The sequence below is a fragment of the Stenotrophomonas sp. 85239_Sma genome (genome assembly GCF_056481725.1).
This window is the reverse complement of record NZ_CM151163.1, coordinates 4,565,503-4,590,000: the sequence shown is the minus strand read 5'-3', so window position 1 is coordinate 4,590,000 and position 24,498 is coordinate 4,565,503. Positions and strand designations below refer to the sequence as shown.

The window sequence follows — 24,498 nt, the reverse complement described above, 5'->3', positions numbered from 1 at the left end:
ACGTATAGGGTGTGACGCCTGCCCGGTGCTGGAAGGTTAATTGATGGGGTCAGCCGCAAGGCGAAGCTCTTGATCGAAGCCCCAGTAAACGGCGGCCGTAACTATAACGGTCCTAAGGTAGCGAAATTCCTTGTCGGGTAAGTTCCGACCTGCACGAATGGCGTAACGACAGCGGCGCTGTCTCCACCCGAGACTCAGTGAAATTGAAATCGCTGTGAAGATGCAGCGTTCCCGTGGCAAGACGGAAAGACCCCGTGAACCTTTACTATAGCTTTACACTGAACGTTGAGTTCGTCTGTGTAGGATAGGTGGGAGGCTATGAAACTGTGGCGCTAGCTGCAGCGGAGCCATCCTTGAAATACCACCCTGTCGTGCTTGACGTTCTAACCTGGGCCCATTATCTGGGTCGGGGACCGTGTATGGTGGGTAGTTTGACTGGGGCGGTCTCCTCCTAAAGAGTAACGGAGGAGCTCGAAGGTACGCTCAGCGCGGTCGGACATCGCGCACTGTGTGCAAAGGCATAAGCGTGCTTGACTGCAAGATCGACGGATCAAGCAGGTAGGAAACTAGGACTTAGTGATCCGGTGGTTCTGTATGGAAGGGCCATCGCTCAACGGATAAAAGGTACTCCGGGGATAACAGGCTGATACCGCCCAAGAGTTCATATCGACGGCGGTGTTTGGCACCTCGATGTCGGCTCATCACATCCTGGGGCTGTAGTCGGTCCCAAGGGTATGGCTGTTCGCCATTTAAAGTGGTACGCGAGCTGGGTTCAGAACGTCGTGAGACAGTTCGGTCCCTATCTGCCATGGGCGTTGGAGATTTGAGAGGGGCTGCTCCTAGTACGAGAGGACCGGAGTGGACGAACCTCTGGTGTTCCGGTTGTCACGCCAGTGGCATTGCCGGGTAGCTATGTTCGGAAGCGATAACCGCTGAAAGCATCTAAGCGGGAAGCGCGCCTCAAGATGAGATCTCCCGGGGCACAAGCCCCCTGAAGGAACCATGTAGACTACGTGGTTGATAGGTCAGGTGTGTAAGTACAGCAATGTATTGAGCTAACTGATACTAATGATCCGTGCGGCTTGACCATATAACCTCAAGTTGCCTTGGCTTTACGACAACGTCGTAAGAGCATCCAAGTGCACGCTACGTCACAAGAACTATGCGAGGCTGGCGCCTTGTCCCCCGGGACGAGTGCGACTCTCCAAAAGCCTCCCTGGTGAAATTAGCGCTGTGGAACCACCCGATCCCATCCCGAACTCGGAAGTGAAACGCAGCTGCGCCGATGGTAGTGTGGCTCAAGCCATGCGAGAGTAGGTCATCGCCAGGGTTTACACCCAAAACCCCGCTGCTCACGCAGCGGGGTTTTTCTTTGCGCGCAGAAAATGCGGGTAGTGGCGGTCGCTGGCCGGCAATCCCGTGGCTGCACACCGGCCGGTAGGTCCACGCCACGCGTGGATGGGCTGTCCCTGCGAAGAGCGGTGCCAGCCCAGGTTGGAGGCTACCGGCGGCAGGCTCAGATGGCGCACGCCACTGGGGTTGCCGGCCAGCGGCCGGCACTGCCGGTAGATCCCCGCCGTGTGTGGATGTGGCGCCAGCCAGGGTTGGTCGCTCTCCACGGCAGGTCCGGAAGCGGTCTTTTCCTGACCCATCACGCAAAGGCAGGCAAAAAAACGGCGCCCTGCGGGCGCCGTTTTCATCAGCTCGCGTTGCAGGCCCCGATCAGGCGGCCCGCGAGACCTCGTGCGGTTCCTGTTGGCGGAACACCGACACCGCCTCGGTGAGCGTACCTGCCTGCGATTGCAGCTCGCGTGCTGCGGCGGTCGCTTCCTCCACCAGCGCGGCGTTCTGCTGGGTCGCCTGGTCCATCTGCACCACGGTCTGGTTGATCTGCTCGATGCCGATCGACTGTTCCTGCGAGGCCGCCGAGATCTCGTGCATCAGGTGGCTGACATTCTCCACGCCCCCGACAATGCCCTGCATATGTTGTCCGGCGTCGGCCACCAGCTGGGCACCTTCGCCGACCTGGCGACCGGCTTCATCGATCAGCTTCTTGATTTCCTGTGCGGCGGCGGCCGAACGCTGCGCCAGCACGCGCACCTCGCTGGCCACCACGGCGAAGCCACGGCCCTGCTCGCCGGCACGCGCGGCTTCCACCGCGGCATTGAGCGCGAGGATGTTGGTCTGGAAGGCGATACCATCAATCACGCCAGTGATGTCGCCGATCCGCTTCGAGGCGCCTTCGATCGCCTGCATGGTGTCGATCACCCGCTGCATGGCGACGTTGCCGTCGCTGGCGGCGGCCTGCGTGGTGACCGCGAGCTGGCTCGCCTCGCGTGCATGGGCAGCGTTCTGGCGCACGGTGGCGGTCAGCTCCTCCATCGAGGCGGCGGTTTCCTGCAGGTGCGCCGCCTGGCGCTCGCTGCGCTCGGACAGCGCGCCATTGCCCGCAGCGATTTCGCTTGCAGCGGTGCTGATCGAGGCGGCGCACTGCTGGATGCGACCGACCATGCGTGCCAACTGCCCTGCCGTCGCATTGGCATCGCGCTGGATCGCAGCGAAGGCGCCGTGATACTCGCCGTGCATGCGTCGATCGAGATCGCCGCTGGCCAGCGCCGAGAGCATCTGCCGCACTTCATCGACGGTACTGCCCAACGTATCCAGCAGTTGGTTGATGCCACCGGTCAGGCCATCGAGGAAGCTGGCGCCTTCGGTTGCCTGCAGGCGCTGGTCGAGATCGCCGGCGGCGGCGGCCGCGACGATGCCGACGACGGCGTTCTCCAGCGCGAGCTCATGGGTACGGTCATGCCACTCCACGGCGAAGCCCAGGCGCAGGCCCTGTGCGTCGAAGACCGGAGTAACCACCTGGGCGAAGTGCACTGGGCCGATCTGGACCTTGCCGTTGTGGGTGACCTGCAGGCCATTGAGGATGGCGCGGATGCGGTCCGGGTTGGCGTGGAAGCGATGGATGCTGCTGCCCACCAGGCGCTCGGCATCGAAATCGGGGAAGGCCTGGCGCAACGTTGCCTGCTGGTTGCGCAGCAGGGCTACCACCGAGCGGTTCACGTAGCGGATCACGTGGTCGTTGTCGGCAATCATCATCGCGGTGCGCGAGGCATCGAGGGCCTGGCGGATCTGCGCGTTCTCGGCGTGCGCCTCCGCTTCGCGTCCACGCTGGGCCTGCACATGGCGTGCAGTGTCGGCCAGCGCATGGGCCAGCGAACCCGGTGCGTAGGCGCTGGTGTCGGCGTGTGCACCAAGATCGGCACCGGTGGCGATATCGCGCGCCAGTGCAGCCAACCGGCGGGGGCCGTGGCCGAGGGCTTCGGTCTGCTGGCGGAGCCGCAGTGCGATCTGGCCAAGGAACAGGGTCAGGCCGGCGAGCATGGCGGCCTGCAGCAGTGTCGGCCCCACCGCGGCACCCGCCTGCAGCGGCGCCAGCAGTGCGAGCGTGCCGATGCTACCGGCCAGCCACACCGGCAGGCGATCGCGATGGCCCAGCAGCACGCCCAGCAGCAGGGCGATCGGCAATGCCGGCGACAGGCCGGCGAACGCGCACAACAGGGCCAGCTGCAGCGACAACAGTATCGCCAGGCCGTTGCGCGCGATCCCGCGGCCTGCCAGCGGACCAGCCAGCCACAAGGCGGGGAACACCGCGCCCGCGGCCAACGCGGCGGTCATTCCGTGCGGACCGCGCAGGGCCAGCACCAGGCCAGTCACGGCCAGCGCTGCGCTGCCGATCAGCAGGCGGCGGTCGGCGCCGCGGGCGAGCTGCTGCAGGTGCGACAGGCGGGCGGTATCGGGGGGACGGGCGGATGCATTGGACATCGGAGGCTCCTGGATCAGCAGACGACAACGAGCACGCCGCAGCGCACGCAGCAGGGCGTGACCAGGGCGGGTGCCGGGAATTCGGGGGAAGCGGCGCGATCAGCGACGCGGAGACGGGACACCGCGGCCACATCCTGTGGGTGACAGTGCAGCAGAGCGGGCATGCGGACTTCCTTGCAGAACCAGACACATGCCGCAGGACCGACCGGACCCGCGTGCAGCGGGCGCAGGGGCCCGCAACTGATGTATCGGCCGCAAACGCGCAGAGTGAAGCGCGCGGTCGCCTGCGCTCAGCCGGCGTTGTCGTTGCTGAAGAAGCGCAGGATCACCTCGGCGATTGGCGCCGGCGCTTCCATGTGCAGGTGGTGGTTGCCGGGAAACACTGCCAGCCGTCCATCGCGCAGGTGCTGCAGGCGATCGCTGCGCATCGGCTCGGGATAATAGGACTGCGCCGGTGTGGCATAGATCACCTGCGTCGGGCAGGCGATGGCCTGCAGCAGGTTGTCGATCTGGCCTTCACTGAGGCGGATCGCGGTGGGCAGCATCAGGCGCGGATCACTGCACCAGCGATAGCCGCCTTCGACCGGTTCCACGCCGCGCTCGACCAGCAGCCGTGCGCACGGTTCGCTGAGCTGGTTGGTCATCATCCGTGCGCGGATCGGCGCGGCCAGGTCGGGGAACACGCGCAGCTGCTTGCGCGCCAACGCACGGGTGGCGTTCACATGCTCGCGCAGGCGATGGGCGGTTTCTTCCTCGGGGCCGCGCAGGCCGCCGAGGGCTTCGATCGCCACCAGGCGTTCGACACGGTCGCTGACCGAGGCGGTAAGGCTGGCGATGCCAGCGCCCATTGAATGGCCGAGCAGGCTGAAGCGGTCCCAGCCCAGCGCGTCGGCGACATCAAGTACGTGGCAGATCGCGGCCGCCGTGGTGTAGCTGGCACCGGCCGGCAGATGCGCGCTGTGGCCATGGCCGGGCAGGTCGATCGCCACCAGCTGCAGCGAAGACAGATGCGGTGCCAGTGGTACGAAGCTGGCGGCGTTGTCGAGCCAGCCATGCAGGGCCAGTACGCGCGGGCCCTCGCTGCTGTTGCGCAGGCCGGCGACGCGCGCGCCACCGACCTCGAGTTCAAAGGGCTGCAGATTCATGCCAGCGAGGCCACGGCCAGTCGCGCCAGGGCGCGCGCGTGTTCCGGTTCGGCGTTGAGGCAGGGGATGTAGCGCATCGTCGCGCCGCGTTCCGCCAGCGTTTCGGTGAAGCCCATCGCGACTTCTTCCAGTGTTTCCAGGCAATCGGTGGCGAAGCCGGGGCAGACCACGTCGATCTGCTTTACGCCGGATTCGGCCAGCGCCCACAGGCTCGGCTCAGCGTAAGGCTGCAGCCAGCGCTCGCGGCCGAAGCGCGACTGGTAACCCATCTGCCAGTCGTCCTTGCCCAGGCCCAGTGCGTTGGCGATGGCCTGCGCGCTGGCTTCGCAGCGCTGCGGGTACGGATCACCCGCGTCGGCCAGGCGCTGTGGGATGCCATGGAAGGAGAACATCAGTGTATGGCCGCGACCGTGCTGATCCCAGTAGCGCCGAATCGAGCCGGCAACCGCTTCGACCCAGCCCGGGTCGATCGAGTAGTCACGCACCAGGCTGACAGTCACGCCCGGATTGCGGCGCTGCCAGGCGTCGACGCGGTCTTCGACCGAGGCGGTGGTGGTGGTCGAATACTGCGGGTACAGCGGCAGCACCACGATGCGGCGTGCGCCTTCGGCGGCGAGGCGGTCGAGCTCGCTGGCCAGGGCCGGCTCGCCGTAGCGCATCGCATGACGCACTTTCAGGGTTGGCAGCAGGGCCTGCATCGCCTGCGCCAGCTGCCGGGTATGGACCATCAGTGGTGAGCCATCCGGCAGCCAGACCTGGGCGTACTTGGCCGCCGAACGGCTGCTGCGCAGCGGCAGGATCAGCCCGCGCAGCAGCGGCTGCCACAGCAGCGCCGGGATCGAGACCACGCGGGGGTCGGACAGGAATTCGGCCAGATAACGGCGTACGGCGGGGGCCGTCGGCGTCTCGGGCGTGCCTAGGTTGACCGCCAGCACGGCGGTATCGGGTGCGTCGAGCATGGCGTGTATTGTCGCCGATCCGATGCCGCGCCGGGATGCAGGGTTCCGATTGCAGGCATAGCGCGCCTCAATACAAGCAGGGAGCGCTCATTGGCGATTCATGACAACACCACTAATTTCAGTCACTTGCTATATCTTCCTATGGACTGACTTCTGGAGCCTGCCATGCGTCGCCCGATCCAAGCCCTGCTGATCGCCGCCAGCCTGCTGTCCAGCCAGGCCATGGCCGGACCGCAGGAAGACCAGCGTGCCCGCAATGCCGTGCGCGTGCTGGCTGAAATCCAGGAAATCCCTGAACAGGGAATTCCGGACAAGTTGCTCGACGAAGGCCGCGCGGTCATCGTCATTCCCGACACGATCAAGGCCGGTCTGGTCATTGGCGGACGCCGCGGCCACGGCCTGATGTCGGTGCGCATGCCCAATGGCGCGTGGTCCAGCCCGGTATTCGTGAAGCTGACCGGTGGCAGCATCGGCTTCCAGGCCGGCGTTCAGTCTTCGGACGTGGTGCTGGTGTTCCGCAACGACCGCAGCCTGGACAACCTGGTCAACGGCAAGTTCACCCTCGGTGCCGATGCCGGCGTTGCCGCCGGTCCGGTGGGCCGCAATGCCGCTGCGGCCACCGACGGCCAGCTGAAGGCCGAAATCTGGTCCTGGTCGCGTGCCCGCGGCCTGTTCGCCGGTGTTGCGTTGGATGGCGCGGTGCTGCAGATCGACGATGCCGCCAACCTTGAGGCCTACGGCAGCAACACCACGCCGCGGATGATCTTCGAAGGTCGCGCCGTTGGGTCGCCGTCGATGGACGTGGTCGCCTTCCGTGATCGTCTGGAAGAGGCTACCTACACTGCCCGCAACAACCGCAATGGCAACGGTGGCAACGGTGGCAACGCGCGCCCGGTGCCGGCCCCGGCTGCCGCTCCTGCGCCTGTTCAGGCAGCACCGGCCGCCCCGGCCGAAGCCACCACCGCACCGCTGCAGAACGTCCCGCAGAACCCGCCGCCGCAGCAGCAGGGCTTCCAACCGGTCAACGACGGCGAAATCCGCACGGAAACGCTGGGCGGAAACTGACTTTCGTCACGCGCGCCGGCTAACAGCCGGTGCGCTATGCTCGACAGCCTGATCACTAACGTAACGAGCGTCTTTATGGGCAGTTTCAGCATCTGGCATTGGTTGGTCGTGCTGGCCATCGTCCTGCTGGTGTTCGGCACCAAGCGCCTGACCAGTGGCGCCAAGGACCTCGGCTCGGCGGTCAAGGAATTCAAGAAGGGCATGCGCGACGAGGACAAGCCGAACGCGCAGCTGGGCGACGAATCGCGCAGCCAGGATGCCTCGCGCACCGCGCAGGACGAGCACGACCGCACCCCTCGCTGATCCGGAGCGGTTGCGGTGTTCGATATCGGCTTCAGCGAACTGCTGGTGATTGCAGTGGTCGCCCTGGTGGTGCTCGGTCCCGAGCGCCTGCCCAAGGCGGCCCGCTTCGCCGGCCTGTGGGTGCGCCGCGCCCGCAATCAGTGGGATTCGGTGAAACAGGAACTGGAGCGCGAACTGCAGGCCGAGGACATCAAGCGGCAGATGCAGGACGTGCGCCAGGGCATGCAGGAGACCGAGAACCAGCTGCGCGCCAGCGGTGAAGCGATCCGTCGCGAAGCGCAGGACGCGCAGCGGCAGGGCGATACGCTGGCGCAGGAGGTACGCGCACCGGCGCCAGCGGATCTGCCGCCGCATATGAGCGGCCTGCCCCATGCCGATGCACCGGTACAGGAGCGCGTTGCTCCCGAGCCGACGCCGGCGACAACCCCTGAAGCCGGTGCACCGCCGCCGCAGAGCACGGAGCGCGCCAGCCATGAGTGAACAGGATTTCGGCGAAAGCTCGCTGGTCGAACACCTGGTGGAACTGCGCGGCCGCCTGGTACGCGCATTGCTGGGCCTGGGCGTGGCGCTGCTGGCGCTGCTGCCGTTTACCCAGAAGCTGTACAACGCGCTGGCCGAGCCGCTGGTATCGCAGCTGCCGAACGGGCAGACGATGATTGCGACCAATCCGGCTGGCGCCTTCTTCGCACCATTGAAGCTGACCTTCTTCGTGGCCCTGTTCGTGGCGGTGCCGTGGCTGCTGTACCAGCTGTGGGCGTTCGTTGCCCCGGGCCTGTATGCGCGCGAGAAGCGCCTGGCGGTGCCGTTGCTGGTGTCTTCGGTGCTGCTGTTCTACACCGGCTGTGCCTTCGCCTACTTCCTGGTGCTGCCGGCGGTGTTCCATTTCCTGACCACCTTCAGTCCGGACGTGATTGCGATCACCCCGGATGCGAACGCCTACCTGGATTTCGTGCTGGCGATCTTCTTCGCCTTCGGTGGCAGTTTCGAACTGCCGGTGGCAATGGTGATCCTGGTGCTGCTGGGCTGGGTGACGCCGCAGCAGTTCAAGGAGGGCCGGGGTTACGCGATCGTCGGCATCTTCGTGGTGGCGGCGGTGCTGACCCCGCCGGACGTGGTCTCGCAACTGATGCTGGCGATACCGATGTGCCTGCTGTACGAGCTGGGCATCCATGCCGCGCGCTGGCTGGTGCCGTCGTCGGTGGTGAAGAAACCCGCCGCCTGAAAAGAAAAGGGGACGGAGGGGATTAAGTCGTTAGCTGCACACACTGGGCATAAACGACTTAATCCCCTCCGTCCCCTTTTTTCGTCAGGCGTGGAAGACGTCGCTCGACGTCGGCGTGGTCGGGATCGGCGGCGCGGCGCGGCTGCCGCGGTGCACGAACATCTGCTTCCACGCGGCGTACACCGCACCGACATACAGCGGCATCAGCACCGTGGTCAGTACCAGCTGCGCGATGAAGGCGGCGGCCAGCGGGCCACCGATCAGCATCGCGATCTGGATAACGATCACGAACAGGATGTAGATGCAGAACGCGGCGATCAGGCCGAGTACGGCGAACACGATCATCGCGCCGATGTTCTCGACGCAGCCCTGCAGGCTCAGGCGCAGGGCGTGCATGCCGCTCTGCTTGTCGAACACCACCAGCGCCGGCTGGGTGAACATCGCCAGCGACAGCGCAACCGCGCTCAGGAACACCAGCAGCATCCACAGCGCAATGCGCTTGGCCGGCAGGTTGGCCACCAGCGCAGCGGCATCGTCCGGCTTGATCTGCTGGCCACTGCGGCTGATCTCTTCCATCTTGGTCATGACCTCGCTGAAGGCGGTGAAGCCCTCGCGGCCGATCATCATGAACAGCAGCGCGCCCAGCAGCAGTACTGCCAGTACCTGGATCGCCAGCGGTACCAGCAGGTGGCTGACGCGATGGTCGCGGATCGGCTGCAGCAGGTGCGAGGCCAGGCCCGGGCGGCCTTCGTCGATCTCACCCACGGCGTACAGCATGCCGCCGAACATGATCGGCGAGATGGCCAGGGTCATCAGCTGCACCGCCATGCCGGCGGCGCCGGGAATCAGCGTCGACAACAGGGTGACCACCCAGCTCACCAGCAGCCAGGCCAGGCCGATCCGGGCCAGCTGCAGCGGCGCACGCCGGTACAGCGAGAACGTATCCAGCAACCACTGGGCGCCCGCCGAGGCCGGCAGCTTGCGAATCTCTTTCATGGACATCCGGGTAGGACAGGAGGGGGGCCGGGCGGCTGCCCGTGCCGCTGATTATCCCTGTTTTGCCGCCGGCTGGGCTGAAGGCAGCCGCGCCTGGCGAACGAAGCGGCGCAGCAGCTGGCGGGCCAGCGGTGCGGCGCTGACTGCACGCTCGATGCTGCGGGCACAGCCGCCGTGGCGGCCGATGCAGTCGGCGCGGGCACGCACATAGCCGCGCATGTGGTGGGTGGCGAATTCGGGATGGAACTGTACGCCCCAGGCTTGGCGCCCCCAGCGGAAGGCGTGGCACCCATCCAGCGGGGAGCGTGCCAGCACTTCGGCACCATCGGGGGCGCGCAGCACGGTCTGCAGGTGGGTGGCGTGGGCAGCGAAGTGCTGCGGCAGGCCCTGGAACAGCGGGTCCTGCGCGGCCTGCGGCTGCAGCTGCAGTTCAATCGTGCCGGACTCGCGCCCGGCCGGGTTGTAGGCGACCTCCCCGCCCAGTGCGTGCGCCAGCAACTGATGGCCGTAGCAGATGCCGAATACCGGCAGGTCAGCGTGGGCGGTCTGGCGCAGCCACGCCGCGCTGCGCTCGCTCCATTCGGCATGGTCGGTGACGAAGGCGGCCGAGCCGGTCACCAGCACACCGGCGAAGCCATGCGCATCGGGCAGGGCATCCCCGTGTTCGACATCCACCACCACGGTCTCGTGCTCTTCCAGCCCGGCGGCGACGCGGATCCAGTGCGGGAAGCGCCCATAGCGGCGCAGTGCCGGCACCGGTCGGCCGGTTTCAAGGATCAGGAACGGGGCTGGGTTCATCCGGGGGCGGCAGCACTGACAGGACTTCCTCGATTGTAGTCAGCCCCTGCGCCACCTTTTCAAGCCCGGCCTGGCGCAGGGTTCGCAGCCCTTCAGCCCGCGCGGCACGGGTGAAACCGGCCAGATCCATGTCGGCGCGGATCTGGCCGCGCAGCCGCGAGCCCAATGGCAGCAACTCATACAGGCCGATGCGGCCGAGGAAACCGGTGCGCCGGCACTCCAGACAACCGACCGGCCGACAGGGCGTGGCGGCATCTGGATATGCGGCTTGGCTATCAGCCAGCACGGCCCAATCGGCGGCGCCGAGGCTGTGCGGCTGCTTGCAGTGCGGGCACAGCGTGCGCACCAGGCGCTGGGCAAGGATGCCGTTGAGGGTGCTGGCCAGCAGGTAATGCGGCACGCCCAGGTCGAGCAGGCGGGTGACCGCCGACGGCGCGTCGTTGGTGTGCAGGGTGGACAGCACCAGGTGGCCGGTCAGCGACGCCTGCACCGCCATCTGCGCGGTTTCCAGGTCGCGGATCTCGCCGATCATGATGATGTCCGGGTCCTGCCGCAGCAGGGTGCGCACGCCGCTGGCGAAGTCCAGGTCGATGTTGGCCTGGACCTGCATCTGGTTGAACTCGGGCGCGATCATCTCGATCGGGTCCTCCACCGTGCACACGTTCACGTCCGGCGTGGCCAGCCGCTTCAGCGTCGAATACAGGGTGGTGGTCTTGCCGGAGCCGGTCGGGCCGGTGACCAGCACGATGCCGTGCGGACGCTCGACCAGCGCATTCCAGCCGGCGGCCTCCTGCGGGCTGAAACCGAGCTGGTCGATGCTCTTGAAGGCGGCATCGGGGTCGAAGATGCGCATCACGCACTTCTCGCCGAACGCGGTGGGCATGGTCGACAGACGCATCTCGACTTCGCGGCCACCTGGCGAGCGGGTCTTGATGCGGCCGTCCTGCGGGCGCCGGCGTTCGGCCAGGTCCATGCGGCCGAGCACCTTGATGCGGCTGACCACGGCGGTCATCACCGCTGGTGGCACCTCGAACACCTTGTGCAGCACGCCGTCGATGCGGAAGCGCATGCGCCCCATTTCGCGGCGCGGCTCCAGGTGGATGTCCGAGGCGCGCTGTTCGTAGGCGTACTGCAGCAGCCAGTCGACGATGTGCACGATGTGCTGGTCGTCGGCGTTGACGTCGCCCGTGCGGCCCAGCTCGACCAGCTGCTCGAAGCTGGGCAGGGTGGTGTTGGCCTCGCCGCGGACGTCGCCGCGGGCGCCACGCACCGAGCGGGTCACCCCGTAGAACTCCATGGTGTAGCGGTGCAGGTCCAGCGGATTGACCACCGCCAGCTCGATGCGGCGGCGGGTCAGGTGCTGCAGGTCGCGGCGCCATTCCTGTACCAGCGGCTCGCTGGTGGCCACCAGCACGCGCTCTGCATCCACCGCCAGCGGCAGGAAGCGGTGGCGGCGGGCATAGGCGTGGGAGACCAGCGCGGTGACGGCCGCGACGTCGACCCGGGTCGGATCGATGCGCAGGTAGCGGCTGCCGGTCCGCCGGGCCAGCCATTCGGTCAGGCGCTCCAGGGTCAGCTCGCCACCGTCGCGGGCGGCCAGCTTGAGGTTGGACAGCAGCACCAGCGGATGCACTTCACTGGCATTGCGCGCGCCCTGCGCGGAAAACCGCATGCGCTCGCCCTCGTGCTCGGCGACCAGGCCGTCGGCCAGCAGCGCCGCACCGACCTGTTCGAAATGCAGGCGGCCCCACGGCAGCGGGACGCCGCCTGGCTCGCCGGGCGTGCCCACCGGCAGCCGATGTTCCATCTGCCTGCTCCTCCCGGGTACGGAATGCCCCGCAGGTCGGCCGTTATACTAGCGCACCCCCTTGCCGGCCAAGACTCGTACGCATGTCCGCGACCCCGACCGTTCCGATCACCTTCCAGGGCCTGATCCAGACCCTGAACCAGTTCTGGGCCCAGCAGGGCTGCGTGCTCATCCAGCCGCTCGACCTGGAGGTGGGCGCCGGTACCTTCCACCCGGCCACCTTCCTGCGTGCGATCGGTCCGGAAAGCTGGAACGCGGCCTACGTGCAGCCGTCGCGCCGCCCGACCGACGGCCGTTACGGCGAGAACCCGAACCGCCTGCAGCGCTACTACCAGTACCAGGTGGCGATGAAGCCGGCACCGGACAACATCCAGCAGCTGTACCTGGATTCGCTGAGGGCGCTGGGCATCGATCCGCTGGTGCACGACCTGCGCTTCGTCGAGGACAACTGGGAATCGCCGACCCTGGGCGCCTGGGGCCTGGGCTGGGAAGTCTGGCTCAACGGCATGGAAGTGACCCAGTTCACCTACTTCCAGCAGGCCGGTGGCCTGGAGTGCCGCCCGGTGCTGGGCGAGATCACCTACGGTCTCGAGCGCCTGTGCATGTACCTGCAGAACTGCGACAACGTCTACGACCTGGTGTGGACCTACGGCCCGGACGGCCAGCCGGTGACCTACGGCGACGTCTACCACCAGAACGAGGTGGAGCAGAGCACCTACAACTTCGAATACGCCGACGTGGAAGAGATGTTCCACCGCTTCGACGCCTGCGAACGTGAAGCGCAGAAGCTGGTGGAAGTGAACCTGCCGCTGCCGGCCTACGAGCAGGTGATGAAGGCCAGCCACACCTTCAACCTGCTCGATGCGCGCCGCGCGATTAGCGTGACCGAGCGCCAGCGCTACATCCTGCGCGTGCGCGCGCTGGCCCAGGCGGTGGCCAGGGCGTACTACGAGCAGCGCGAGAAGCTGGGCTTCCCGGGTGCGAAGAAGGCCTGACGGCCCTCCCGCACCGACCCGCTTTTCACCCACTACCCGGGGCGCCGGACGCGTTGCGCGCTGCGCCCCCACCACAGGATCGAACCGATGAGCCAACTGTCCCCCCTGCTGATCGAACTGGGCACCGAGGAGCTGCCGGTCAAGGCGCTGCCGGGCCTGGCCCAGGCGTTCTTCGACGGTGTTGTCGAAGGCCTGCGCAAGCGTGGCGTCGCGCTGGAACTGGGCGACGCGCGCCCGCTGTCGACCCCGCGCCGCCTGGCCGTGCTGCTGCCGGGCGTCGGCCTGGAGCAGCCGGAACAGCACAGCGAAGTGCTGGGCCCGTACCTGAACATCGCGCTGGACGCCGCAGGCCAGCCGACCAAGGCCCTGCAGGGCTTCGCCGCCAAGGCCGGGATCGACTGGACCGCGCTGGAGAGGACCACCGACAACAAGGGTGAGCGCTTCGTGCACCGCGCGGTGACCCCGGGCGCGAGCACCGCCAGCCTGCTGCCGGAGATCCTGCGCGAGGCGATCGCGGCGATGCCGATTCCCAAGCCGATGCGCTGGGGCGACCACGCCTGGGGCTTTGCTCGCCCAGCACATTGGCTGGTGCTGCTGCACGGTGCCAACGTGGTCGAAGCCGAGCTGTTCGGTTTGCAGGCCGACCGCCTCAGCCGTGGCCATCGCTTCCACCACGACCAGACGGTGTCGCTGGCGCAGCCGCAGGACTACGTGGAAGCCCTGCGTGCCGCGTTCGTGCTGGTCGACCCGAGCGAGCGCCGTGCGCGCATCGTGGCCGAGGTCGAGGCCGCCGCGGCCGAGGCCGGTGGCAGCGCCCGCATCACCGACGACAACCTGGAGCAGGTGGTGAACCTGGTCGAGTGGCCGTCGGCGGTGCTGTGCAGCTTCGAGCGTGCGTTCCTGGCGGTGCCGCAGGAAGCGCTGATCGAGACGATGGAGATCAACCAGAAGTTCTTCCCGGTGCTGGATGCCGCGGGCACCCTGACCGAGAAGTTCATCGGCATCGCCAACATCGAATCGAAGGACGTGGCCGAAGTAGCCAAGGGCTACGAGCGCGTGATCCGCCCGCGCTTCGCCGACGCCAAGTTCTTCTTCGACGAGGATCTGAAGCAGGGCCTGGTGTCGATGGGCGAGGGCCTGAAGACGGTGACCTACCAGGCCAAGCTGGGCAGCGTGGCCGACAAGGTCGCGCGCGTGGCCGCCCTGGCCGAGGTGATCGCACCCCAGGCCGGCGCCGATGCCGCGCAGGCCAGGCGTGCCGCCGAGCTGGCCAAGAACGATCTGCAGTCGCGCATGGTCAACGAGTTCCCGGAGCTGCAGGGCATCGCCGGTCGCCACTACGCCGTGGCTGGTGGCGAATCGGCCGAGGTCGCGCTGGCCATCGACGAGGCCTACCAGCCGCGCTTCGGTGGCGATGACATCGCGCTGTCGCCGCTGGGCAAGGTGCTGGCGATCGCCGAGCGCGTCGACACGCTGGCCGGTGGCTTCGCCGCTGGCCTGAAGCCGACCGGCAACAAGGACCCGTTCGGCCTGCGCCGCAACGCGCTGGGCCTGGCCCGCACGATCATTGAAAGCGGCTTCGAACTGGACCTGCGCGCGCTGCTGGCCAGCGCCAACGCCGGCCTGGCCGCGCGCAACGTGCAGGCCGATGTCGGCGAGCTGTACGACTTCATCCTCGACCGCCTGAAGGGCTACTACGCCGACAAGGGCGTGCCGGCCACGCACTTCAATGCGGTGGCCGAGCTGAAGCCGGCCTCGCTGTACGACTTCGACCGCCGCCTGGATGCGATCGGTACCTTCGCGGCACTGCCGGAAGCGGAGGCGCTGGCCGCGGCCAACAAGCGCATCCGCAATATCCTGCGCAAGGCCGAGGGCGACATTCCGGCCCAGATCGACCCGGCGCTGCTGCAGGAAGATGCCGAACGCGCGCTGGCCGAAGCGGTCACCGCAGCCATCGACGACACCGGCGCCAGCCTGCAGCACAAGGATTACGTGGCCGTGCTGGCCCGTCTGGCCCGCCTGCGCCCGCAGGTCGACGCGTTCTTCGATGGCGTGATGGTCAATGCGGAGGATCCGGCGCTGCGTGGCAACCGCCTGGCGCTGCTGACGATGCTGGGTGAGCGCCTGGGCAAGGTCGCGGCGATCGAGCATCTGTCGAGCTGACGCCCGTATCGGTAGTGCTGGCCGCTGGCCGGCATTACCACCGCGCACCGCATCGACGGCGGATGTCCATCGGGGTCATTGCCGGCATCGCGCACGATGCCGGCATCCTCGCCTGCGATCACGACGATCGCCACAAAGGCGCGTATTTTGACCGCCACTTAACAACCGATCCCGAATGACGTGATGCATTTCGCATCGTCACCTCCGGTCGGTATGCTGTGCCGCATGCAGCCAAAGAAATACGCCCTGCCGCTGATGGTCCTGTCGCTGGCCGCCACTTCCGTGGCCCACGCGCGCGGCACCATCGACAAGGTGGACATCAAGGGATTGGACAAGGGCGACGACGCCGCGATCATCGAGAACATCCAGGAATCGCTGTCGCTGTACGACACGATCGGCAAGGTACAGGGCGAATCGCGCCTGGAATACCTGCTGTCACAGGCCGAGCGGCAGACCCGCCAGGCACTGGAGCCGTTCGGGTACTACAACCCGGTGATCAAGGTCGAGGCGCCGCGCGAGGACGAACACGTGCGGGTGCTCATCCATGTCGACAAGGGCACCCCGGTGACCGTGCGCCGCGAGCACATCGACATCACCGGCCCGGCGATGTACGACCAGTACCTGCAGGACGATCTGGCCGCGTTCAAGCCGCGCAAGGGCCAGCGCTTCGAGCACACCCAGTACGAAGCCAGCAAGATCACCATCACCCGGCGCCTGGCCGAGCGTGGTTATTTCGATGCCGACTACACCCAGCGCCAGGTGCAGATCACCCGCGCCGACAATGCCGCCGACATCGACCTGACCTGGGACAGCGGCCGCCGCTACAACATGGGCCCGGTGCGTTTCGAACAGGACTACTTCGTCGACAAGCTGTTCGATCCGCTGGTGTACTGGGACCAGGGCAGCTACTACCACGAGGGCAAGCTGGACCGCCTGCGGCAGTCGCTGACCAAGCTGGATTACTTCAGCGTGATCGACATCCAGCCGCGGCCGGACCAGGCCGACGAAAACGGCGACGTGCCGGTGGACGTGAAGCTGACCCGGGCCAAGCGCACCATCTACACCGCCGGCCTGAGCTACGGCAGCGAGAGCGGCCCGGGTGTGCGCGGTGGCATCGAGCGGCGGTTCCTGAACAACCGCGGCCATAAGATGAACACGCAGCTGGACTATGCGCAGAAGCGCAAGAGCCTGGTGACCAGCTACCGCATCCCGGCGTTCAACTGGCTCGATGGCTGGTACACCTTCGCTGCCAGTGCGTATGACGAGCAGACCGACTACATCGACCTGCGCAACTTCAAGCTGATTGCCAGCCGCAGCGGCGAGATCAACGAGCACTGGACTGCGATCGCCTCGGTCAACGCACTGCGCGAGCGCTGGCGCTATGCCTCCGGCACCGAATTCACCGACGCCGTCTACAACACCTCGACGCTGGTGTACCCGCAGATGGTTGCCGACTACGTCAACGTCGACGACGAGATGTTCCCCCGCAAGGGCATCAGCGGCACCGCGACGATGCGTGCCGGTGTCGAAGGTGCCGGCTCGGATACCAGCTTCGTGCAGGCCAACGCCGTGTTGCGCTGGTACATCCCGGTGGGCGAAAGCAATCGCCTGATCCTGCGCGGCGAAGGTGGCACCACCTGGACCAGCGACCTGGTGGCGATGCCGCCGAGCCTGCGTTACTTCGCCGGCGGCGACCGCAGCATCCGTGGCTACGCTTATCGTGAGGTCGGCCCGCGCACGCCGGCGCCGGACAAGTACGCGCTGGGCGCCAAGAACCTGGTGATCGGCTCGGCCGAGTACGAGCACTATTTCAATGGGGGCCCTTGGGGCGCGGCGGTGTTCGTTGACACTGGCAGTGCCTTTGACGACACCATCGACCTGCATACCGGCGTTGGCTTCGGCGTGCGCTGGAAATCGCCGGTGGGCCCGGTGCGCATCGACGTGGCGCATGGCCTGAACAACCCGGATTCGCAGTTCCAGCTGTACCTGAACATCGGAGCGGACCTGTGAGCACGCCTGCACCGACCCCCAGCACGCCGCCGCCGCGCGTGCGCTTCTACCGCCGCCGCCGCTTCTGGGCGTGGTCCGGCGCCGGCGTGATCGGGCTGGTGCTGCTGGCCCTGCTGGCGGTGTACTGGTTGCTGCAGACCGTGGCCGGCCGCGATGTGCTGCTGGCACAGGTGGTGGCGCGGCTGCCGGTGGGCGCCAGCTTCACCTGGGACAAGGTGGACGGCCCGGTGGCTGGCCCGCTGACCCTGTACAACGTCGACTTCCGCTACGACGACATCCATTTCCATGCCGAGCGTGCACACCTGGAGCCGGACCTGCGCCCACTGCTGGGCCGCAAGCTGCTGCTGGACAAGCTAGAGCTGACCAATGCGACGTTGAACCTGGCCAAGAGTGACGAGCCGTTCAAGCTGCCGTCCTGGCCCGATTCGCTGCCGCAGATTGAAATGCCGCTGGCGATCCAGGCCGATGCCATCGCCATCGATGGTTTCCGCATCAGCCAGGCCAACGAGCCGGTGATCGACATCAGCCGCGTGCGTGGCGGCATCGAGATCGCCAACGGCGAGTTCCAGGCGCGCAAACTGGTCGTGGACAGCGACATGGGCAATTTCACCGCCCAAGGCCGCTACATCCCGGCCAAGGACTACGACACCGACGTGACCGTCACCGCAGTGCTGCCGGCCCCGCGTGGTCGCACCGCCGCGACGCTTGGCCTGGTCGCCCGTGGTGACCTGTCGCACATGGAAGTCGCGCTGGCTGGACGTGCGCCGAAGCCGCTGCACGCCATGCTGGTGTTCGATGGCCGCACCGACCCGAGCTGGAGCGCCAGCGTGCGCAGCGACGAGCTGGATCTGGCGCTGCTGTCGCCGGCACTGGCCAACTCGGCGATCGCGCCACTGGCATTGGACTTCACTGCTGCCGGCAAGGGCGGCAACGCCAATCTGCGCGGCAAGGTAAAGCAGGGTGACCAGGAACTGGAGCTGGCACCGTCGGTGGTATCGCTGCAGGACCAGGTGCTGAAGGTTTCACCGCTGCTGGTGAAGGGCCTCGGTGGCGAAGCCCGCCTGGAGGGCACCGCTGATTTCAGCCAGGAAGACCAGCAGAAGCTCAACTTCTCGGTGGTCGCACGGGACCTGACCTATGTGCCGGTGCCCGATCCGAACACCGCCGGCAGCGCACCGGTACCGGTGACCCTGAAGGAAGCGCGCTTCGGCCTGGCCGGGACGTTGAAGGCCTGGGCCGCGATCGGCCGCGCGGAGGTGGAGCGTGATGCGCAGAAGGCGCAGCTGCGCTTCGACGTGCGCGGCAACGACCAGGCCGCGTCGATCCACCAACTGCAGGCGCAGACCCCGGGTGGGCAGCTGCAGGTGGAAGGCCAGGTGGCCTGGGCGCCGCAGCTGGACTGGGACGCCAAGGCCACGCTGAAGGACTTCGACCCTGGCTATTTCGTGCCGGGCTGGAACGGCCGCCTGTCCGGCAACCTGGCCTCCAAGGGCCGCCAGCTGCCGCCGCCGGCCAATGCCGCACCGGGCACCGCCGGAACGCTGGAAGCCACGGTGGACCTGCCCTCGCTGAAGGGCATGCTGCGCCAGCGCAACCTCGACGCACAGGGCAAGTTCGCGCTGCAGGGCGCGCAGGGCCAGGGCGACCTGAAGCTGTCGCTGGGCAGCAGCCGGGTGACCGCATCGGGCAAGGTCGGTGACCGCCTCGACATCGATGCGCGTTTCGAACCGCTGCAGCTGAGCGACCTGCTGCCGGGCGCCGATGGTGGCCTGCGTGGCCAGGTGCAGGTGAAGGGCCCGCGCGATGCGCCGGACATCACCGCCGACCTGGTCGGCAACAATCTCAACTGGGACGGCTACGGCGCCGAGAGCGTGAGCATCAAGGGCCACCTGCCCTGGCGTGGCGACAGCGGCACGCTGGCGGTGCAGGGCCAGCAGGTCAACGCTGGCATGCTGCTGGAACGCTTGAATGTGGATGCGCAGGGCAGTGTCTCCAACCTGCGCTTGGCAGCGCAGACCCGCAACGAGATGGGCGCGATCGAGCTGCAGGGCAGCGTGCGCCAGCAGGGTGCGCAGTGGCGTGGCGAGCTGGCATCGCTGCGCATCGCACCGGTGAAGGGCGATGCCTGGTCGCTGCGTGCACCGGCGGCGTTCGCGATCAACGGCAGCACCTACACGCTGTCCGAAGCCTGCCTGGTCGCCGCCAGCAGCGGCGCACTGTGCGCACAGGCCAACTGGCCGCGCGAGGGCCTGGTGGTGCGCAGTGATGCGCTGCCGTTGGCGCTGGTACAGCCGTGGTTGCCGCCGCAGTCCGGCCGTCGCATCTACCTGCGTGGCGATGTCAGCCTGGATGCGCAGATCCGCCCGCGCGGCAACGCCTGGGAAGGTCATGTGGAAGTGCGCTCGAAGGAAGGCGGCGTGCGCCTGGGCGAGAACCGCAACGCCGTGGGCGACACCACCCGTGGCGAGCTGGTGCGCTATGACCAGTTCTCGCTGAAGCTGGACATGACCCCCGCCAGCATCAAGGGCTACCTGGGCATGGGCTTCCAGGGCAACGGCTTCGTCGACGCCAGGATGCAGACCGGCTGGGAAGCCAGCGCACCGCTGAACGGAGAGCTCTACCTCAACATGTCGCGGTTGTATTGGCTGGAGCTGTTCTCGCCGGACATCGTGCGACCGACCGGCCTGATCGAAGGCCACGTCAGCCTGCGCGGCACGCGCGGCCAGCCGTCGCTGGGCGGTGACGCGCAGCTGAGCAACTTCAAGGGTGAATTCCCGGCGCTGGGCCTGACCTTCGACCAGGGCAAGGGCAGCTTCGTGGCCCAGCCCGACGGTTCGGCCAAGATCACTGCGCAGGCCAACTCGGGCCAGGGCACGCTGTACGTGGATGGTGGCCTGTCGTGGTTCGGCGATGCACAGCCGCTGCAGCTGAAGATCCACGGCGAGAATGTGCTGCTGTCCAACACCAGCGAACTGCGCATCGTCGCCAATCCCAACCTCGACTTCACCCTGGCCAAGGCCGCGATGGAGCTGCGTGGCACGGTGCACGTGCCCGAGGCCGACATCGATCTGGAGCGCCTGGACCGCGGCACCTCGGTGTCCGAAGACGTGGTGGTGCTCGACCCGGCCGATCCGGAAGAGTCGCGCACTTCGCCGCTGGACATGGACCTGGTGGTCAGCCTCGGTGACAAGGTGAAAATGACCGGCTTCGGTCTGAAGGGTGCACTGACCGGCAAGATGCAGGTCTGGGCCAAGCCCGGCCGTGAAATGACCGCCAATGGCGGCCTGGAAGTGAGCGGCCGCTACAAGGCGTATGGGCAGGACCTGACCATCACCCGCGGCAACCTCACCTGGAACTACAACGCGGTGTCCGACCCGCGCATCAACATCCGCGCCGAGCGCCGGATCGGTGATGTCACCGCCGGCATCGACGTGACCGGGCGTGCGCAGCAGCCGCGCGCGGACGTGTGGTCCGATCCGGCGATGTCGCAGTCCGAGGCACTGGCCTATCTGGTGCTGGGACGCAGCCTGACCGGTGCCAGCAGCGACCAGACCCAGCAGGTCAACGCGGCCTCGGCGGCACTCTCTGCCGGCAGTGGCCTGCTGGCCTCGCAGCTGGGTGCCAAGCTGGGCCTGGACGATGCCGGCGTGAGCCAGTCGCGCGCGCTGGGTGGCTCGGTGATCGGCGTTGGCAAGTACATCTCGCCCAAGCTGTACGTCGGCTACGGCGTGTCGCTGGTCGGTGCCGGTTCGGTGATCACGCTGAAGTACCTGCTGCGTCGCGGCTTCGATGTGGAAGTGGAATCGAGCACGGTGGAAAACCGGGGGTCGATCAACTGGCGGCGGGAGAAGTAACCCGCCGCACATGGATGCATCATTGCGGCGATCTGCGCCGCAGCACCTGGGTGCGGGCCCAATAGCCCAGCACGATCACCAGCCCCAACCAGGGAAAAATCAGGCCGGGCATCATGCTGACGCGGTCCAGGGCGCCATGGTCGGCCATACCGAGCCGCTGGCGCTGCGTGGTGGCACCGATGAATGCCACCAACCAGAGCGCGAACACCAGTCCACGAGCCAACAGGATCCCAGACATATCCGGGAACGACTCATGCTGGAACAGCAGCAGAAGGCCGGCACCGACAACGACAATAACTGGAAGCGAGGCGACCTGCCGCCAGCTTCCAGCCGCAACCGGGTTCACCTGCCAGCTGATCAGCATCCGTAATCCGCAGATCAGGTACCAGCCGAGTGGAATCAGCAGCGTGCCGATCGCGAGGCTGAGCGCGGCCTTCGCACCGCCGGTCATGCCGCCCTCGGTGGAGGCCAGTGGCCAGCTGTTGATCACGCCGACTAGGCAGATCGTGCCGCACAGCAGGCCGGCCAACCAGGCCCGAAGGGCGGCCACCTGCGAACGCAGAGGATCCTGACGGCTGCCGAAGCGACTCCAGAACGCCACCTGCGTGGCGGACAGGCCTGGCGGCAGCTCACGATCGGGCCAGTAACGCAGTGCCGCCAACGTCAGCACCGTGATGTCGGGCCGCGACCACGGCAGCGACTCCAGCAGGTTGCGCCAGCGGCTGCGCGGGCGGCGCAACCGGTCCAGCACCGGGCGCATATCCGGGCGCACGATGGAGGTGTCCAGCCGCGAAACATGCCACGCCAGGCGCTGCCGGCCCGCATCCGTGAGCATCCAGGCCTGATCGCAGCGACGCACGATCCGCTGCAGATCCTCGGCATCGAGTCCGTTGCCGATATCATCCCAGCCGAAGCTGCTGGCCATGTGCTCGACCACCTCCCGCGGCAGAGGCGGGGACGCCTCGCGCAGTTGCTCCAGCAGGGACGCCGCGATGAGCGCCTTGTCATGCAGGGACCATAGCTCGGGTTGAGCCTGCAGCCAGGTTTCCAGCGCGGGCACGGTCGTGTCATCGTCGCTGCCCCGGGCAGCTGCAGCCAGTCGGATCAGGATGGCCGCGACCATCTGATCCACTGAACGCAGTGGCGATCGCTCGCCGTCGCCAGCAGGGGCGAGCGTGGGCTGCGGTGCCAGGGCGTGCGCCGTTGGTAACGCGTCAGGCCCGTGCGGATCGCTCTGCGACGGCTCTACCACCTTGTCCAACCCGGTGTCGGCTGGCGGCATCGGTGTGGTCTGCACGATCCGGACAGGGTCATGGCCGTATGGCCCGCGTTCCTGCTCCAGCTGGCGATCCAGCGCGATCGCTGCGTGTATCGCATCGATATGTGCACGCGACGCCGGTTCCAGCGATGGATCCTGCATCGGCGGCAAGGCGTGCTTGTCCTGATCGATGTCGAGGGGCTGAGCGCGTTGGTTCACCCATGACAACGCAGACTGGTAAGCCTCATGCAGGTGCTGGAACGCAACCGGATCATCGTCAGGCCGGGTTACCCGCAACAGCCTGGCGTAGGCTCGCTTGATCGCCCGCTCGTCAGCATCCTCGTCCAGTTCGAGGACGTCCAGCCCCCGCCTCATGCATCGATCTCCAGCGAATCCATGGCGTGGGTCAATTCCTCGCGGTGGCGTTCGATACGGGCCAGGTCCTGGCTCTCCAGCGCAGCATGGAACTGCGACAGCCATCTCTGCAGGGTATCGCGCTGGTCGAGGCACTCTTCGTAAAGCCGACCCAGTCGGGCCACTACGGCCAGGTTCGGTTGATCGTCGCGCGGATGCACTTTCAATGACTGCAGTGCCGCGAGCCGCTGCTGGATCTCGTCCGGTGACAGCAGGCCGGGGTTCTGTTCCAGGATCAGCTCATGCCGGGTCCCGCTGGCATGTTCGGTCACCTCCACCTGCAGCAATCCGTTGACGTCGTAGGTGAAGCGGGCAGTCACGCTTTTTTCCTGGGCCGGGCCCTTTCCCTTCAACGGAATGCGGATTTCACCCAGTTTGATGTTGCGGTCCACGGTGGGGCTTTCGCCCTGGTAGATGTCCAGTACCAGCTGTGTCTGTGCATCGTTGATTGGGCAGAAATCGTCCTCGCGGCTGACCGGCACCACGCTGTTGCGCTGGATGATCGGATGGAAGTAGCCGCCGCGCTCCTGGCCGGATGCATCGCGACGGCACACCTGTATGCCCAACGTATAGGGGCAGACATCGGTCAGCACGGTTTCGCGCAGTGACTGGTCGCGCGCTTTAAGGCCGGCCGCCACGGTCGCGCCCATGGCGATGGCCTGGTCCGGGTTGACATGCCGCAATGGCAGGCGACCGAACATGCGGGTCACCAGCCGGCTGATCATCGGCATGCGGACGGCACCGCCCACCAGCACGATGTCGTCCAGCGCCTCCGGCTTCAGGCGGGCATCACGGATGGCCCGTTCGATGGGCGCACGCATGCGCTGCAGCAGGGGGTCGCACAACTGCGCGTAGCGTGCCTCATCCAGCTGCCAGTCCAATTCGCGGCCTTCCAGGTTGAACTGCAGGTGGCCGCTGCCCTGTTGGCTCAGTTCGCGCTTGAAAAGTTCCAGCCGGCGCAGCAGCTGTGCACGTTCGCCCGGGGCGATCATGGCCGCCCGCAGGCCCTGTTCGGCCAGCAACGCCTGCTCGAGCACCCGCAGGAAGTCTTCCCCGCCAAGGAAGTTGTCGCCGGCGCTGGCATGGACTTCCACCACACCTTCGAACAGTTCCAGGATGGAGACATCGAAGGTGCCACCGCCAAGGTCCAGTACCAGCACCCGAGCTTCCTCCTCGCGCTGCTGCAGGCCATAGGACAGCGCGGCGGCGGTGGGTTCGTTGATCAGGCGCTCGACCCGGATGCCAGCCAGTTCGCCGGCGGCGCGGGTGGCCTTGCGCTGGGCGTCGGAAAAATACGCAGGCACGCTGATGACCGCTTCTTCCACTTTCTGCCCGAGCACGGCTTCCGCATCGGCCAGCAATGAACGCAGCACCAGCGCCGAAAGCTCCTCGGGACGGAATACGCGATCGCCCAGCCGGGTTTCACGGTTGCTGCCCATCCAGCGTTTGAAATGGGCCACGCTCTGATCAGGGTGGCTGATCAGGCGATCGCGAGCGGGAGCACCCACCAGCACGACGTCGCCGTCGAGACTGACTACCGACGGGGTCAACAGCTCGCCATGGGCATTGGGGAACAGGCGCGGTCCATCCGACGAATGCACACCGATGAGCGAGTGCGTCGTGCCCAGGTCGATTCCAACAATCATCTGCTGACGTCCGTTGTGCAGGGAACCGCGATTGT

The 24,498-nt window shown here is 66.8% G+C and carries 16 protein-coding genes and 2 rRNA genes (1 of these 18 only partly in view); 10 read left to right on the top strand and 8 right to left on the bottom strand.

Annotated elements, in window-relative coordinates:
• Both ACYKG1_RS21290 and rrf read left to right on the top strand, forming a co-directional pair.
• A 23S ribosomal RNA gene (locus ACYKG1_RS21290) occupies positions 1-1,090 on the top strand (it extends 1,792 nt beyond the left edge of the window).
• Between the two features lie 125 nt (positions 1,091-1,215).
• Positions 1,216-1,330: ribosomal RNA gene (rrf, locus tag ACYKG1_RS21285) — 5S ribosomal RNA — on the top strand.
• Positions 1,331-1,722: 392 nt separating this feature from the next.
• On the opposite strand, the gene ACYKG1_RS21280 is transcribed toward rrf, so the two are convergent.
• The 3 genes from ACYKG1_RS21280 to hemH all read right to left on the bottom strand — a co-directional run bounded on the left by ACYKG1_RS21280 (position 1,723) and on the right by hemH (position 5,932).
• Positions 1,723-3,828: a methyl-accepting chemotaxis protein gene (locus ACYKG1_RS21280; protein WP_478471357.1), complete on the bottom strand. Its 2,106-nt coding sequence runs from the start codon at positions 3,826-3,828 to the stop codon at positions 1,723-1,725.
• Positions 3,829-4,118: 290 nt separating this feature from the next.
• Positions 4,119-4,973 carry an alpha/beta fold hydrolase gene (locus ACYKG1_RS21275; RefSeq protein ID WP_478471355.1) on the bottom strand — a complete coding sequence of 285 codons (855 nt, stop codon included), beginning with the start codon at positions 4,971-4,973 and terminating at the stop codon, positions 4,119-4,121.
• Positions 4,970-5,932 carry a ferrochelatase gene (gene hemH / locus ACYKG1_RS21270; protein WP_262084183.1) on the bottom strand — a complete coding sequence of 321 codons (963 nt, stop codon included), beginning with the start codon at positions 5,930-5,932 and terminating at the stop codon, positions 4,970-4,972. Before hemH ends, ACYKG1_RS21275 begins: the two co-directional genes overlap by 4 nt.
• A 165-nt stretch (positions 5,933-6,097) precedes the next feature.
• Here hemH and ACYKG1_RS21265 point away from each other — a divergent pair, with 165 nt between their 5' ends.
• The 4 genes from ACYKG1_RS21265 (at position 6,098) to tatC (ending at position 8,522) form a co-directional block, all read left to right on the top strand.
• On the top strand, positions 6,098-6,997 hold the full coding sequence (locus ACYKG1_RS21265) for a lipid-binding SYLF domain-containing protein (protein WP_100474833.1): 900 nt from the start codon (positions 6,098-6,100) through the stop codon (positions 6,995-6,997).
• A 75-nt stretch (positions 6,998-7,072) separates the two neighbouring features.
• Complete coding sequence (gene tatA / locus ACYKG1_RS21260; protein WP_012512521.1) at positions 7,073-7,300, top strand: Sec-independent protein translocase subunit TatA; 228 nt, start codon at positions 7,073-7,075, stop codon at positions 7,298-7,300.
• Positions 7,301-7,315: 15 nt separating this feature from the next.
• Positions 7,316-7,780 (top strand): Sec-independent protein translocase protein TatB, encoded by a 465-nt coding sequence (gene tatB, locus ACYKG1_RS21255; RefSeq protein ID WP_262084185.1) that lies wholly within the window; start codon positions 7,316-7,318, stop codon positions 7,778-7,780.
• Positions 7,773-8,522 carry a twin-arginine translocase subunit TatC gene (gene tatC / locus ACYKG1_RS21250; RefSeq protein ID WP_100474831.1) on the top strand — a complete coding sequence of 250 codons (750 nt, stop codon included), beginning with the start codon at positions 7,773-7,775 and terminating at the stop codon, positions 8,520-8,522. The genes tatB and tatC overlap by 8 nt, the downstream gene beginning before the upstream one ends.
• A gap of 84 nt (positions 8,523-8,606) precedes the next feature.
• Here the strand turns inward: tatC and ACYKG1_RS21245 are convergent, their stop codons facing one another.
• Genes ACYKG1_RS21245 through ACYKG1_RS21235 form a run of 3 tightly spaced genes read right to left on the bottom strand, consistent with a single transcriptional unit; the run spans position 8,607 to position 12,123 of the window.
• Complete coding sequence (locus ACYKG1_RS21245) at positions 8,607-9,518, bottom strand: BPSS1780 family membrane protein (protein WP_262084186.1); 912 nt, start codon at positions 9,516-9,518, stop codon at positions 8,607-8,609.
• A gap of 51 nt (positions 9,519-9,569) precedes the next feature.
• Positions 9,570-10,316 (bottom strand): glutamine amidotransferase, encoded by a 747-nt coding sequence (locus ACYKG1_RS21240; protein WP_262084187.1) that lies wholly within the window; start codon positions 10,314-10,316, stop codon positions 9,570-9,572.
• The gene (locus ACYKG1_RS21235) at positions 10,288-12,123 is read right to left on the bottom strand and encodes a GspE/PulE family protein (protein WP_049446899.1); all 1,836 of its coding nucleotides are present in this window, start codon (positions 12,121-12,123) and stop codon (positions 10,288-10,290) included. The genes ACYKG1_RS21240 and ACYKG1_RS21235 overlap by 29 nt, the downstream gene beginning before the upstream one ends.
• Positions 12,124-12,206: 83 nt before the next feature.
• On the opposite strand from ACYKG1_RS21235, the gene glyQ reads away from it, so the two are divergent.
• The 4 genes from glyQ (at position 12,207) to ACYKG1_RS21215 (ending at position 21,145) form a co-directional block, all read left to right on the top strand.
• Positions 12,207-13,118 (top strand): glycine--tRNA ligase subunit alpha, encoded by a 912-nt coding sequence (gene glyQ / locus ACYKG1_RS21230; protein WP_262228021.1) that lies wholly within the window; start codon positions 12,207-12,209, stop codon positions 13,116-13,118.
• An 87-nt stretch (positions 13,119-13,205) separates the two neighbouring features.
• Positions 13,206-15,281, top strand: coding sequence for a glycine--tRNA ligase subunit beta (glyS, locus tag ACYKG1_RS21225; RefSeq protein ID WP_100474826.1), 2,076 nt, complete (start codon positions 13,206-13,208; stop codon positions 15,279-15,281).
• Between the two features lie 213 nt (positions 15,282-15,494).
• Complete coding sequence (locus ACYKG1_RS21220) at positions 15,495-17,291, top strand: autotransporter assembly complex protein TamA (RefSeq protein WP_478472780.1); 1,797 nt, start codon at positions 15,495-15,497, stop codon at positions 17,289-17,291.
• Positions 17,288-21,145 carry a translocation/assembly module TamB domain-containing protein gene (locus ACYKG1_RS21215; RefSeq protein WP_478471350.1) on the top strand — a complete coding sequence of 1,286 codons (3,858 nt, stop codon included), beginning with the start codon at positions 17,288-17,290 and terminating at the stop codon, positions 21,143-21,145. Before ACYKG1_RS21220 ends, ACYKG1_RS21215 begins: the two co-directional genes overlap by 4 nt.
• A gap of 19 nt (positions 21,146-21,164) precedes the next feature.
• Here the strand turns inward: ACYKG1_RS21215 and ACYKG1_RS21210 are convergent, their stop codons facing one another.
• Together ACYKG1_RS21210 and ACYKG1_RS21205 are read right to left on the bottom strand one after the other, a co-directional pair.
• Positions 21,165-22,778 carry a J domain-containing protein gene (locus ACYKG1_RS21210; RefSeq protein WP_478471349.1) on the bottom strand — a complete coding sequence of 538 codons (1,614 nt, stop codon included), beginning with the start codon at positions 22,776-22,778 and terminating at the stop codon, positions 21,165-21,167.
• The gene (locus tag ACYKG1_RS21205) at positions 22,775-24,463 is read right to left on the bottom strand and encodes an Hsp70 family protein (RefSeq protein ID WP_478471347.1); all 1,689 of its coding nucleotides are present in this window, start codon (positions 24,461-24,463) and stop codon (positions 22,775-22,777) included. The genes ACYKG1_RS21210 and ACYKG1_RS21205 overlap by 4 nt, the downstream gene beginning before the upstream one ends.
• Positions 24,464-24,498 lie beyond the last annotated feature (35 nt).

Coding starts and splice junctions, on each gene's coding strand:
- ACYKG1_RS21280 (WP_478471357.1), bottom strand. CDS start 3,828: ATGTCCAATGCATCCGCCCGTCCCCCCGATACCGCCCGCCTGTCGCAC.
- ACYKG1_RS21275 (WP_478471355.1), bottom strand. CDS start 4,973: ATGAATCTGCAGCCCTTTGAACTCGAGGTCGGTGGCGCGCGCGTCGCC.
- hemH (WP_262084183.1), bottom strand. CDS start 5,932: ATGCTCGACGCACCCGATACCGCCGTGCTGGCGGTCAACCTAGGCACG.
- ACYKG1_RS21265 (WP_100474833.1), top strand. CDS start 6,098: ATGCGTCGCCCGATCCAAGCCCTGCTGATCGCCGCCAGCCTGCTGTCC.
- tatA (WP_012512521.1), top strand. CDS start 7,073: ATGGGCAGTTTCAGCATCTGGCATTGGTTGGTCGTGCTGGCCATCGTC.
- tatC (WP_100474831.1), top strand. CDS start 7,773: ATGAGTGAACAGGATTTCGGCGAAAGCTCGCTGGTCGAACACCTGGTG.
- ACYKG1_RS21245 (WP_262084186.1), bottom strand. CDS start 9,518: ATGAAAGAGATTCGCAAGCTGCCGGCCTCGGCGGGCGCCCAGTGGTTG.
- ACYKG1_RS21240 (WP_262084187.1), bottom strand. CDS start 10,316: ATGAACCCAGCCCCGTTCCTGATCCTTGAAACCGGCCGACCGGTGCCG.
- ACYKG1_RS21235 (WP_049446899.1), bottom strand. CDS start 12,123: ATGGAACATCGGCTGCCGGTGGGCACGCCCGGCGAGCCAGGCGGCGTC.
- glyQ (WP_262228021.1), top strand. CDS start 12,207: ATGTCCGCGACCCCGACCGTTCCGATCACCTTCCAGGGCCTGATCCAG.
- glyS (WP_100474826.1), top strand. CDS start 13,206: ATGAGCCAACTGTCCCCCCTGCTGATCGAACTGGGCACCGAGGAGCTG.
- ACYKG1_RS21220 (WP_478472780.1), top strand. CDS start 15,495: ATGCTGTGCCGCATGCAGCCAAAGAAATACGCCCTGCCGCTGATGGTC.
- ACYKG1_RS21210 (WP_478471349.1), bottom strand. CDS start 22,778: ATGAGGCGGGGGCTGGACGTCCTCGAACTGGACGAGGATGCTGACGAG.
- ACYKG1_RS21205 (WP_478471347.1), bottom strand. CDS start 24,463: ATGATTGTTGGAATCGACCTGGGCACGACGCACTCGCTCATCGGTGTG.